The 12,577-nt window shown below is 30.8% G+C and carries 12 protein-coding genes; 11 read left to right on the top strand and 1 reads right to left on the bottom strand.

The genetic code is table 11. The features are described 5' to 3' along the window. Positions 1-2: 2 nt before the first annotated feature. The 11 genes from dapG to BN2665_RS14400 all read left to right on the top strand — a co-directional run bounded on the left by dapG (position 3) and on the right by BN2665_RS14400 (position 12,302). Positions 3-1,202, top strand: coding sequence for an aspartate kinase (dapG, locus tag BN2665_RS14450; protein WP_055667805.1), 1,200 nt, complete (start codon positions 3-5; stop codon positions 1,200-1,202). A 56-nt stretch (positions 1,203-1,258) separates the two neighbouring features. Beyond that, positions 1,259-1,945 carry a ClpP family protease gene (locus BN2665_RS14445; RefSeq protein ID WP_055667804.1) on the top strand — a complete coding sequence of 229 codons (687 nt, stop codon included), beginning with the start codon at positions 1,259-1,261 and terminating at the stop codon, positions 1,943-1,945. A 142-nt stretch (positions 1,946-2,087) separates the two neighbouring features. Beyond that, positions 2,088-4,355, top strand: a complete 2,268-nt coding sequence (locus tag BN2665_RS14440) for an FtsK/SpoIIIE family DNA translocase (RefSeq protein ID WP_055667803.1) — start codon at positions 2,088-2,090, stop codon at positions 4,353-4,355. A gap of 88 nt (positions 4,356-4,443) precedes the next feature. After that, a complete protein-coding gene (gene rimO / locus BN2665_RS14435; RefSeq protein WP_055667802.1) occupies positions 4,444-5,781 on the top strand; it encodes a 30S ribosomal protein S12 methylthiotransferase RimO in 1,338 nt (445 codons plus the stop codon). Then, positions 5,765-6,355: a CDP-diacylglycerol--glycerol-3-phosphate 3-phosphatidyltransferase gene (gene pgsA, locus BN2665_RS14430; protein ID WP_055667801.1), complete on the top strand. Its 591-nt coding sequence runs from the start codon at positions 5,765-5,767 to the stop codon at positions 6,353-6,355. Before rimO ends, pgsA begins: the two co-directional genes overlap by 17 nt. Positions 6,356-6,501: 146 nt before the next feature. Beyond that, positions 6,502-7,563, top strand: coding sequence for a recombinase RecA (gene recA, locus BN2665_RS14425; RefSeq protein WP_055667800.1), 1,062 nt, complete (start codon positions 6,502-6,504; stop codon positions 7,561-7,563). Positions 7,564-7,685: 122 nt separating this feature from the next. After that, a complete protein-coding gene (gene rny, locus BN2665_RS14420) occupies positions 7,686-9,311 on the top strand; it encodes a ribonuclease Y (RefSeq protein ID WP_423229857.1) in 1,626 nt (541 codons plus the stop codon). Between the two features lie 168 nt (positions 9,312-9,479). Continuing rightward, positions 9,480-9,740, top strand: a complete 261-nt coding sequence (locus tag BN2665_RS14415; RefSeq protein ID WP_055667798.1) for a stage V sporulation protein S — start codon at positions 9,480-9,482, stop codon at positions 9,738-9,740. A 131-nt stretch (positions 9,741-9,871) separates the two neighbouring features. Then, positions 9,872-10,717, top strand: coding sequence for a PHP domain-containing protein (locus BN2665_RS14410; protein ID WP_055667797.1), 846 nt, complete (start codon positions 9,872-9,874; stop codon positions 10,715-10,717). After that, positions 10,714-11,907 (top strand): pyridoxal phosphate-dependent aminotransferase, encoded by a 1,194-nt coding sequence (locus BN2665_RS14405; RefSeq protein ID WP_055667796.1) that lies wholly within the window; start codon positions 10,714-10,716, stop codon positions 11,905-11,907. The genes BN2665_RS14410 and BN2665_RS14405 overlap by 4 nt, the downstream gene beginning before the upstream one ends. 134 nt (positions 11,908-12,041) lie before the next feature. Next, positions 12,042-12,302, top strand: coding sequence for an HPr family phosphocarrier protein (locus BN2665_RS14400; RefSeq protein WP_055667795.1), 261 nt, complete (start codon positions 12,042-12,044; stop codon positions 12,300-12,302). Between the two features lie 27 nt (positions 12,303-12,329). On the opposite strand, the gene BN2665_RS14395 is transcribed toward BN2665_RS14400, so the two are convergent. After that, positions 12,330-12,551 carry a DUF378 domain-containing protein gene (locus tag BN2665_RS14395; protein ID WP_055667794.1) on the bottom strand — a complete coding sequence of 74 codons (222 nt, stop codon included), beginning with the start codon at positions 12,549-12,551 and terminating at the stop codon, positions 12,330-12,332. Between the last annotated feature and the right edge of the window lie 26 nt (positions 12,552-12,577).

The raw sequence follows: 12,577 nt of genomic DNA, 5'->3' as shown, positions 1-12,577 counted from the left end.
TTATGAAGATATTAGTACAAAAATTTGGCGGTACTTCTGTTTCTAGTAATGAAAGAAGAAATTCAGTGGTAAATAAAATTTTACAATCAAAGCAAGATGGCTATAGTCCTGTAGTGGTTGTTTCTGCTATGGGGAGAAAAGGCGAGCCCTATGCCACAGATACTTTATTATCCTTAGTATCAAATAGATTTAAAAGCAGTAACGCTCAATCTGCAGATTTATTAATGAGTTGTGGAGAAATTATAAGTACTGTAGTTCTATGCAATCATTTATGGGAAAAAGGCATAAAGTGCTTACCTATTACTGGTGGTCAAGCAGGAATAATAACTGATGATAATTATAGTGATGCAAAAGTGCTAGAGGTAGATAATAAAAAGTTAGTATGTTTATTAGAAGAAGGTATTGTACCTATAGTATCAGGATTCCAAGGAGTAAGTAGAGAGGGATATATAACCACTCTAGGTAGAGGTGGCAGTGATGTTACAGCAGCTTTGCTGGGTGTTGCATTAAAGGCTGAAGAAATTCAAATATATACTGATGTAGATGGAATAATGACTGCAGATCCTCGCATTGTAAAAGATGCATGTCTAATAAATAAAATAAGCTATAATGAAGTATTTCAATTTGCAGACCAAGGAGCTAAAGTAATACATCCAAGAGCTGTAGAAATTGCGATGAGAGGCAATATTCCTTTAACTATTAAAAATACTATGAGTGAATGTGAAGGAACTATTATAGATAACTATGGTGAGTTTACTAACGATAGTTTGATAACAGGAATCACTCATATGAGTAATAGGCTTCAAGTAAATATTGAATTTGAAAATAATAAGCATAATGAAAACTATGATAGTATATTGGATATTTTAGCGGATCATTGTATAAGTATTGACTTAATAAATATATTTCCTGATAAAAAGACTTTTACAGTAGATTCGAAGGATAAATTTAAAATAGAAACAGTTCTTAAAGACTTACAAATTAAGTATGAATCTATAGAAGATTGTAGCAAAATTGCAATCATAGGTTCACGGATAAGAGGTATACCTGGCGTAATGGCTAAGATACTAAAGGTGCTTAGAAATGAAAATATAAAAGTATTGCAAACTGCAGATTCTCATACCACTATTTGGTGTCTTGTGGAAGGAAAATCTACAGGGCAAGCAATTAATGCACTGCATCGCGCTTTTAAGCTAGGATAATTAATGAATATTAAATCTTCTTAATGAACAAAATAAGTTCATAGGAGGAGAGAAATATGTTCAACGAAGAAAAAGATAATAAAAAAAATGAATCTATAGAGTCTATTAAAGAGTTAGGGATTCAAGCAGTACAAAATGAAGATAATAATCAAAGAATACAAGTAGTGCCAATAATAGGTCAGATTGAGGGCCATGGAGTCTTGTCACCACAAACAAAAACAACAAAATATGAACACATAATACCTCAATTAATATCTATGGAACAAAATGATAAGGTAAAAGGTATTTTTATTATTTTAAATACTATGGGTGGAGATGTGGAGGCGGGATTAGCTATATCTGAAATGATTAGAAGCCTTAGCAAACCAACAGTTTCTTTAGTAATTGGAGGCGGTCATTCCATTGGAGTTCCTTTAGCTACTTCTGCTGACTATTCTTTTATTTCTCCTTCAGCTACCATGATAATACATCCAATAAGAATGAATGGGTTAGTTATAGGAGTACCTCAGACCTTCGAATATTTTAACAAAATGCAAGAAAGAATAAATGAATTTATCATTAGAACATCTAAAATTGAAAAAGCTACACTTCAAAAATTAATGCTTCAGACAGATGAATTGCTAAATGATATGGGAACTATTTTAATTGGAGAACAAGCAGTAAAATATGGACTCATTGATGAAGTGGGAGGAGTCAAAGAAGCTATTGGAAAATTAAATTCTTTAATAGATAATAAACCATAGGTTTTTCCTATGGTTTATTTATAGTAGTAGATATACCATTTATCTCATCTAATGTATTAATTAGTTATTTTATTTTACATACTTAAATAAAAGGAAATATAGCAGGTTGTGTAGAAATAATCTTAAAGCGAGGTGAAAAATAATGGGTAGAAGTAAAAAAACTAAAAATAATTTATCCTATAATAATGAAATTATAGGGGTAATTCTTATAACCTTTGGCATTTTAATAGGTATTAGCGTATATAGCAAGTCAAACGCAATTTTATTTTCTTTTTTACGCAGGATTATAATTTCCTTGGTTGGAGTAGGGGCCTTTTTTGTTCCTTTTATAATAATATTTCTTGGTACGCTTTATATAGCAAATAAAAAACTCAGCAAATTAAATACAAGATTTTATGGACTAGTTCTATTAGCTGTAATCAGTGTTTTATTTATTCAGATTATAACTATTGAAGATTTTTATAATGGAATATTACTTGATGCTTTAAAAAATATTGTTAATAGCAATGAAGTAATGCATGGTGGAATTCTATTTTTATTAATAGATATTCCTCTATACAAGCTACTTGGTGCAGCAGGATCTATTATAGTATTTATTTCATTATTAATAATAGCTCTTATGATGATATTTAAATTTTCTTTATACGATTTTGGGTTAGCAATAAAAAGTTTAATTACTACTGATATACCAAAGCGAAAAAAGATTGTAGAAGAAAAACCGCAATTGGCAAATGTTCCTCAAGAGTTTTCCTTAGTTGAAGAAAGCTCCGCTGCTAAAGACAAAGATAATTTTATAAAAGGACTAAACAGTAAGATAAAAATTTTAGATTTCATGAGAGAGAGTGCCTTAGAACAAGATACTAATGCAGATAATAAGGATACTATAGTTGAATCTAATAACAAAAAAAATACCTCTTTAGATAATGAAGTAAAAGAAATGATTAATAAAGAGCTGTCTCAGAAAATTGAAGAGAAAAATTCGTATAATGATTGTGAATATATATTCCCCTCAACGGAACTTTTAAATCCTAATATGGCTTTAAAAATGAATAAAGAGGATAAAAAGGATTTACTTAATAATGCTAATAAATTAGAAGAAACTTTAAGTAGCTTTGGGGTGGAAGCTAAAGTAATTCAAGTTACTAAGGGGCCTTCTGTTACCAGATTTGAACTTCAGCCTAATGCTGGGGTAAAGGTTAGCAAAATAGTAAATTTATCTGATGACATAGCACTAAGCTTGGCTTCTAATGGTGTTAGGATAGAAGCTCCTATTCCTGGAAAGTCTGCAGTGGGCATAGAGGTTCCTAATAGGGATTTAATGCCTGTATTTTTAAGAGAAGTACTGGACTCAGAAGAATTTAAAAACAGTAACAAGAATTTAGCTTTTTCATTAGGTAAAGATATTTCAGGAAATTGTGTGGTTTCGGATTTAACTAAAATGCCTCATCTACTTATAGCGGGGGCTACAGGTTCAGGTAAAAGTGTATGTATAAATACTTTAATAATAAGCTTGTTATTTAAATATTCACCGGATAATGTTAAGTTGCTTATGATAGATCCTAAGGTAGTAGAGTTAAATGTATATAATGGGATACCTCATTTATTAATACCTGTAGTAACTGATCCAAAGAAAGCAGCAGCAGCTTTAAACTGGGCTGTAAATGAAATGACAAGAAGATATAAGCTTTTTGCAGACAATGGAGTTAGAAATATAGAAGGCTTTAATGAGTTATTTAATAAAGGAAAAATACAAGAAAAATTGCCTTGGATCGTTATAATAGTTGATGAATTAGCAGACTTAATGATGGTTTGCCCCCACGATGTAGAAGACTATATAGGAAGATTAGCACAGATGGCTAGAGCTGCTGGTATGCATTTAGTAATAGCAACTCAAAGACCTTCTGTAGATGTAATTACAGGAGTTATTAAAGCTAACATTCCTTCAAGAATTTCTTTTGCAGTATCAAGTCAAGTGGATTCAAGAACTATACTAGATTCATCTGGGGCAGAGAAGCTCCTAGGTAAAGGAGATATGCTTTTTTACCCAGTAGGAGAATCGAAACCTTTAAGAGTTCAAGGAGCCTTTATTTCGGAAGAAGAAGTGGAACGTGTAGTTTCTTTCATTAAAAATCAAAAGGGAGAAATAAATTATGAATCTCAAATAATAGAACACATTAATAACGAAGCTAGTGATAGTACTGATACTGATGAAGAGGATGAATTATTAGAAGAAGCAATAAAGATTGTAGTTGAATGTGGGCAAGCTTCTACTTCTCTAATTCAAAGGAGATTAAGGATAGGTTATAATAGAGCTGCAAGGATTATGGAGCAATTAGAAGAAAGGAGAATAATATCTCCTAAAGATGGTAGTAAGCCAAGGCAAATACTAGTATCTAAAGAAGAAATATAGTATACTAATATTTATTAAAAAATACTTGTTTAATTGATGAAAGAGATTTAAAATTAATTTGTATATTTTAAATTTGGGAGGAAATAAATTGACTAGATACAAAGTAGGGATAATAAGTTTAGGTTGTGACAAAAATAGAGTGGATTCAGAAATAATGCTGGGAAACATTAAGAGAAATTACGAGATAACTAATAATCCTAAAGAAGCAGATATTATAATAGTGAATACTTGTGGCTTCATAGAAAAATCTAAACAAGAATCTATAGATACCATTCTTGAAATGGCTGCATATAAGAAGAATTATAATTGCAAACTGTTAATAGCTACTGGATGCTTAACTCAAAGATATGGTAAGGATTTAATAGAGTTAATGCCAGAAATAGATGTTTTACTCGGTGTAAATGATTATAAGAAAATTAATGATTATATAGAAGAATTTATATCTAATAAAGAAAAAATAATACAGTGCAATTACAGTAATGATAATATTAATGATGGAGAAAGAATAATCACTACAGATAAACAAGTAGCCTATATAAGAATAGCAGAGGGATGTAATAATCATTGTACCTATTGCATAATTCCTAAGATAAGAGGTAAATATAGAAGTCGTACTATAGAGTCAATAATTAATGAATCTATTGCTTTAGTTAAAGGTGGCGTTAGTGAAATAATACTAATAGCACAAGATACTACTAGATATGGAGAAGATGTTTATGGAAAGAAAATGCTCGTAGAACTTCTACAGGAACTAGGCAAAATTGAAAAACTAAAGTGGATAAGGGTTCTCTATGCATACCCAGAAGAGTTAACGGATGATATGATTTTAGAATTTAAGAATAATGATAAGATATGTAAATATATTGATATTCCAATTCAGCATGTAAGTGATTCTATCCTTAAAAGAATGGGGAGAAGAACGAATAAAGCTTCAATAGAAGAACTATTAAAGAAGCTACGAAATGAAGTGGAAGATATAGTTATTAGGACCTCTATAATAGTCGGTTTTCCTGGTGAGACTGAAGATGACTTTAATGAGCTAAAAAGATTTTTAACAGAACATAAATTGGATAAAGTAGGGGTATTTACTTACTCACAAGAAGAAGATACACCAGCAGCTACAATGGAAGATCAAATCCAAGAAGATATTAAGCTATTTAGAGAGAAAGAATTAATGTTACTTCAACAAAATATATCTGCTGAAATAAATAAGAAGAAGATAGGTAAGATATACGATGTATTAGTAGAAGGATTTAATAATGAGCATTTTATATGTAGGTCACAAGAAATGGCGCCAGAAATAGATGGATACATTTTAGTAGAGAATAATTCAAATATCAAAATAGGTGATTTTATTAAGGTAAGGATAAGTGAGTCCTTGGAATACGATTTATTGGGAGTTGTTTATAATGAATCTTGCGAATAAATTAACCATAATTAGAATTTTTTTAGTACCCATTTTCTTAATCTTTATCGCGGTAAAGGATATACCTTATGGAACAACATTAGCTACTTTAGTGTTTGTTATAGCGGCTTTGACAGATAAGTTAGATGGATACATAGCTAGAAGCAGAAATCAAATAACCAACTTTGGAAAATTCATGGATCCTTTAGCGGACAAATTGTTAGTTACTGCTGCACTAGTATCTTTAGTAGAATTTCACATAATACCAAGTTGGGCCGCAATAATTATCATTGCAAGGGAATTTGCAGTGACTGGCCTTAGAACTGTGGCAGCTTCTGATGGGGTGGTTATAGCAGCTAGCTGGTGGGGAAAATTAAAAACAGTAATTCAAATAATAGCAATTATTTTATTACTATTAAAGTTCAATATACAATCTCAGAATGAACTTACTAATATAATATCAAATACTACTTTACTTAATAATTTATTTAATTTTCTTCCTGAACTATTTTTATATCTTGCGGTTATAATTACTATAATCTCTGGTATAGATTATTTTATAAAAAATAGAAATGCTATTAAAATTGATAAATAATGATTATTTATTTAGTTGAAGGGTAATAATTTAAATATAAAAGTTCCTAAGTTTTAGGAACTTTTATATTTAATGTTGACTTATAAGCAAAGTTAACTTATAATTTATATATAAGAACTAATGTTCGTGAGAGGATGGTGACCCATATGGGTAATATAGACATGGAAAAGATAAAGGCTATTGAGGCTGCTATAGGACAAATTGAAAAGCAGTTTGGAAAAGGTTCAATAATGAAACTTGGAGAAAATAGTGTATTAAATTTAGATTCTGTTTCTACAGGATGCTTAGATTTAGACATTGCTTTAGGTATAGGTGGAGTGCCTAGAGGAAGAATAATCGAAATATATGGACCTGAATCCTCAGGTAAGACCACCGTAGCATTGCATATAATAGCAGAAGCTCAAAAAAAAGGTGGAGCAGCAGCTTTTATAGATGCTGAGCATGCCTTAGATCCTAGCTATGCAAGAAATTTAGGTGTTGATATTGAAAATTTAATTGTATCTCAACCAGATACTGGAGAACAAGCTTTAGAGATAGCTGAAGCCCTAGTTAGATCGGGTGCTATTGATATAATAGTAGTAGACTCTGTTGCAGCTCTTGTACCTCGTGCTGAAATAGAAGGTGAAATGGGAGATGCTCATGTAGGTTTACAGGCAAGGTTAATGTCACAGGCGTTAAGAAAACTAGCTGGAAGCATAAGCAAATCAAAATGTGTGGCTATATTTATAAATCAGCTTAGAGAAAAAGTAGGGGTTATGTTTGGGAATCCTGAAACTACCCCAGGTGGTAGAGCTTTAAAATTCTATGCTTCAGTAAGAATGGATGTTAGAAGAATAGACTCCATTAAGCAAGGTGAAGATGTAATAGGTAATAGAACAAGAGTTAAGGTTATAAAGAATAAAGTTGCTCCTCCTTTTAGGCAAGCAGAATTCGATATAATGTACAATTGTGGTATTTCAAAAGAGGGAAATGTTTTAGATGTAGGAGTAAAGGAAGAAATAGTACAAAAGAGCGGTGCTTGGTTCTCATATAAGGATACTAGATTAGGACAGGGAAGAGAAAATGCTAAGCAATATTTAAAAGAGAATCCTGAAACAATGTTAGAAATAGATAATATGATTAGAGAAAAGTATAATCTTCCTATAACTAAAAACATAGAAGAAGATAAGACCAAAAATTCTAAAGAGAAGCAATTAACAGAAAAATAAAAGTTAACTCATTTGAGTTAGCTTTTTTATTTCATTATATAATCTTGACAGATATAATAAACTAAGATAAAATTAATACAAATACTGGTTTATCATATTCAAGATATTACAGTGAGAATAATATGACACCTTTTCTAAGCTTTCATGTTAACTTAAGGTATAGATCACAAAAAAGCGAAGGAGGTGTTAATATGGGAACAACAATTGAAATCGGAATAGCAATTTCTTTAATAGTATTAATTGTAGTTGCTATTGTTGTATACATTCAGTTGGTTAAAAAGATACGTATATCTAAAAGTGAAGTATTAAAAGCAGAACAAGAAAGTAAATCATTAATGGAAGAAGCCAAAAAAGAAGCAGAAGCGTCCAAAAAGGAAGCGTTGCTAGAGGCTAAGGAAGAGGTTCATAAACTAAGGACTGATTTTGAAAAAGAATCTCGTGAAAGAAGAAATGAAGTTCAAAGATTAGAAAGAAGAATTATCCAAAGAGAAGAGTCTCTTGATAAAAAGAGCGATTCTCTAGAGAAAAGAGAAGAAAGTATTAATAAAAAGTTGCAAGAAATTGAAGAGTTAGAAGGCAACATACAAGAACTATATTCAAAGCAGAGAAATGAGCTTGAAAGAATATCTGGATTAACATCAGAGGAAGCAAAACAAATTTTGTTAGATGAGATTAATCGAGAAGTAAAGCATGAAGCTGCTATGATGATAAAAGAAGTTGAAACAAAAGCAAAAGAGGAAGCTGACAAAAGAGCAAGAGAAATAATAACTTGCGCAATTCAAAGATGTGCAGCAGATCATGTTTCAGAATCTACAGTTCATGTTGTAGCTTTACCTAATGATGAAATGAAAGGAAGAATAATTGGTAGAGAGGGAAGAAATATCAGAACTCTAGAAACTTTAACAGGAGTTGATTTAATTATAGACGATACTCCTGAGGCTGTTATTCTTTCAAGTTTTGATCCAATCAGAAGAGAAGTAGCTAGGATTGCTCTTGAAAAACTAATAATAGATGGTAGAATCCATCCTGCGAGAATTGAAGAGATGGTAGAAAGAGCTAAAAAAGATGTAGAAAACGAAATTAAAGAAGAGGGAGAACAAGCTACCTTTGAAACTGGTGTTCATGGTCTTCATATAGAATTAATTAAGCTATTAGGAAGATTAAAGTATAGAACAAGTTATGGTCAAAATGTATTAAAGCATTCTATGGAAGTAGCATATTTGGCAGGGTTAATGGCATCTGAATTAGGATTAGATCCTACTATTGCTAAAAGAGCAGGTTTATTGCATGATATAGGAAAGGCTTTAGACCACGAGGTAGAGGGCCCTCATGCACTTATAGGTGCAGAGATTGCTAAAAGGTATCATGAAACTCAAATTGTAGTTAATGCTATAGGTGCTCATCACGGCGATGTGGAAATGCTATCATTAGAAGCTGTGCTTGTGCAAGCTGCCGACGCTATTTCAGCTGCTAGACCTGGTGCTAGAAGAGAAACGTTAGAAGCTTACATAAAGAGACTAGAGAAACTTGAAGAAATTGCAAATTCGTATGAAGGCGTAGAAAAGTCATATGCCATTCAAGCTGGAAGAGAAATTAGAATTATGGTTAAACCAGATCATGTTGATGATGCAGGGGCTATTGAAATGGCAAGAAATATAGTTAAAAGGATTGAAAATGAATTAGAATATCCTGGACAAATTAAAATTAATGTTATAAGAGAGACCCGTGCAGTTGATTACGCTAAGTAATTCAGATAAAATACATTTTGTGTATGCAGAATGTATTTTATTTTTTGTTTTTGTATACATTTACAGAAGGTTTTTTTTGAATTCCGTCGAATATATAATATTGGAGTTAATTTATATTATATATAAAATTATACAAAGCAAAAATTATAATATTGGGGGGTTAAATCCATGGAAGTATTAAAAGTTTCAACAAAATCCAATCCAAATTCTGTAGCAGGTGCTCTAGCTGCTATTCTAAAAGAAAAAAATATAGTAGAAATTCAAGCAATAGGTGCAGGAGCCATTAACCAAGCAGTTAAAGCTGTAGCCATAGCAAGAGGATTTGTTGCTCCAAGTGGAAAAGATATAGTTTGTGTTCCGGCTTTTACAGATATTGAAATAGATGGAGAAGAAAGAACTGCTATAAAATTAATAGTACAACCTAGATAGGAGGACTTGCATTTGCAAGTCTTTTTTACATAAAAATCACTTTTTATTAGGTATTTACAATTATTTAATATAGTGATATATTTTAAATATGTGAATATTTTCTTTCATTTTTTAGAAAATAGGTGTTGTAAATGCAATATGCGGATTTACATATTCATTCTTGTTACTCAGATGGAAACGTTTCTCCTGAAGGTATCTTGGAAATAGCAAAAAATAATAATGTTAAATGTATTTCAATTACTGATCATGATAATATAAGTGCTCAAAAAATTTTGCAAAGCAGCTGTAATAGCTCTGACATAGAAGTCATATCGGGGGTAGAACTTAGCACCGAGTATGAAGACTATGAAGTGCATATATTGGGTTACTTTATTGATATTAACAATCTTCCTTTAAATAGATTGTTAGACCATATAAAAGAAGTAAGAATGAATAGAACTTTTGAAATTTTATCAAAATTACAAAAAATGGGTGTAGATATTAACGTAAATGATTTGGAAATGAATAATAATTTTCAGTCTATTGGAAGGGCACATATAGCAAAAATTCTTGTAGATAAAGGATATGCTTCAAGTTTCAAGGGTGCTTTTCATAATTATTTAGCAAAGGATAAGTCTGCTTATGTTGATAGATTCAAGGTATCCTATAAAGATGTCCTTAAAATTATAAAAGATTGTGGTGGGATATCAGTATTAGCCCATCCTGGAAAAACCTATAAGAGTATTTTTATAGACAAATTAATTAAAGATTTAAAAGTATATGGTTTAATGGGAATAGAAGTGTTTCATCCTTCGCATAATATTAATCAAGTAAGTCAATTCTATAATTTAGCTAAAAAATATAATCTTGCAATAACAGGAGGTAGTGATTTTCACTGTCTTAATTCCAATAACAATATAAATATTGGATCCTGTGGTCTTAACCAAGATTTACTAAATAAATTTATCAAATATAATAAACTGGGGGAGATAAAATGATATTTTCAGAAAAAGTTGAACAAATGTTACCATCTTTGACTTTAGCAATTACAGCTAAAGCAAAGAAAATGAAAGCAGAAGGTATTGATGTAATAGGATTTGGAGCAGGTGAACCAGATTTCAATACTCCATTAAATATTCAAGATGCAGCTATTGATGCCATGAGAAAAGGTTTAACAAGGTATACTCCTTCTTCCGGAATACCTGAATTAAAGAAGGCAATAGTTAAAAAGTTTAAAGATGATAATGGGTTAGATTATGCTGAGAATCAGATAATTATATCTACAGGCGCAAAGCAATGCCTATCAAACGTATTCCAGGCTATATTAAATCCTGGGGATGAAATACTAGTACCAACACCTTATTGGGTAAGTTATCCTGAATTAATAAAATTGTATTATGGGGTTCCTGTATTTGTGGAGTGCAAAAAAGAAGATAATTTTAAATACAACTTGGAGGCTTTAAAAAAGGCTCTCACTGATAAAACAAAAGCAATTTTAATTAATAGCCCTAATAATCCTACTGGAGTTATATACAATAAAGAAGAATTAACTAGTATTGCAGAATTTGCAAAAGAACATAATATCCTAATAATTTCTGATGAGATATACGAAAAACTAATTTACGGACATAATGAACATATTAGCATAGCATCCATTTCAGAGGACGCTTATAAAAGAACTATAGTTATAAATGGAGTATCAAAAGCTTATGCTATGACTGGTTGGAGAATTGGATACGCTGCTGGCGATGAAAAGCTAATAAAGCTTATGACTAATATACAAAGCCATACTACTTCTAATCCAACTTCTATAGCTCAATATGCTTCATTGGAGGCATTAAATGGAGAACAAAACACTGTAGCTAACATGGTTAAAGAATTTAGCAAAAGAAAAGATTATATGGTAGAAAGAATATCCAAAATAAAGGGGTTAGACTGTATAAAACCAGAAGGTGCATTCTATGTTATGATAGATATATCAAACTATATTGGTAAGAATTATAGTAATGTTGAGATAAAAGGATCTATGGAATTCTCAGACTTACTATTAGGACATTCTAAGGTAGCTGTAATTCCTGGTATTGCTTTTGGAATAGATAATTATATAAGACTTTCTTATGCAACTTCTATGGATAACATAGAAGAAGGTTTGAACAGATTAGAAAGCTTCGTTAATAGCATGAATTAAATTTTATAAATGTAAAAAACAAGGAAGTATAAAATTAAAATAAATAATTTAATGAAAAATTATTGCACAATATGCGAAAATGTTATAATATAGTATTTAGTTGTTAATAAAATTTCATGTAAGAGGTGAATGTAATGGTATCTAAAGAAGTTGTGGTAAAAAATGGAACAGGTTTACATGCTAGACCTGCAACTTTATTAGTAAAGAAGGCTTCATCATTTAAATCCGATGTAAGTATTGAATTTAACGGAAAGAAAGCTAATGTTAAAAGCTTAATAGGAGTTTTATCCTTAGGAGTAACAAAGGATTCTAAAATCACTGTTATTGCTTCTGGTGACGATGAAACTTTAGCTGTTGAAGAAATAGTAAAATTAATATCTTCTTTAGAAGACTAAAAAAGAAGCCCTCAAGGGTTTCTTTTTTTATCTTTTAAATGTGAAGATTTTGCTTTTAAATAATAATACTAATAAATCTATAGCTGCAATTCCTACTGCTATATAAATTATTCTTTGAAGTATTTGAGATATACTGCCGAATAAAGCTGCAACTAAGTCAAAGTTTGAAACACCAATAAGACCCCAATTGATTGCGCCGATTATCACTAGTAAAAAGGATATTTTATCGATTAAATTTAATTTATACATACGATTCCATCTCCTTATATAAATTC

Source organism: Desnuesiella massiliensis, from assembly GCF_001403615.1.
GTDB classification, from domain to species: Bacteria; Bacillota; Clostridia; order Clostridiales; family Clostridiaceae; genus Desnuesiella; species Desnuesiella massiliensis.
Note: the sequence above shows the minus strand (reverse complement) of the source record. Positions and strands in the feature narration are given on the sequence as shown.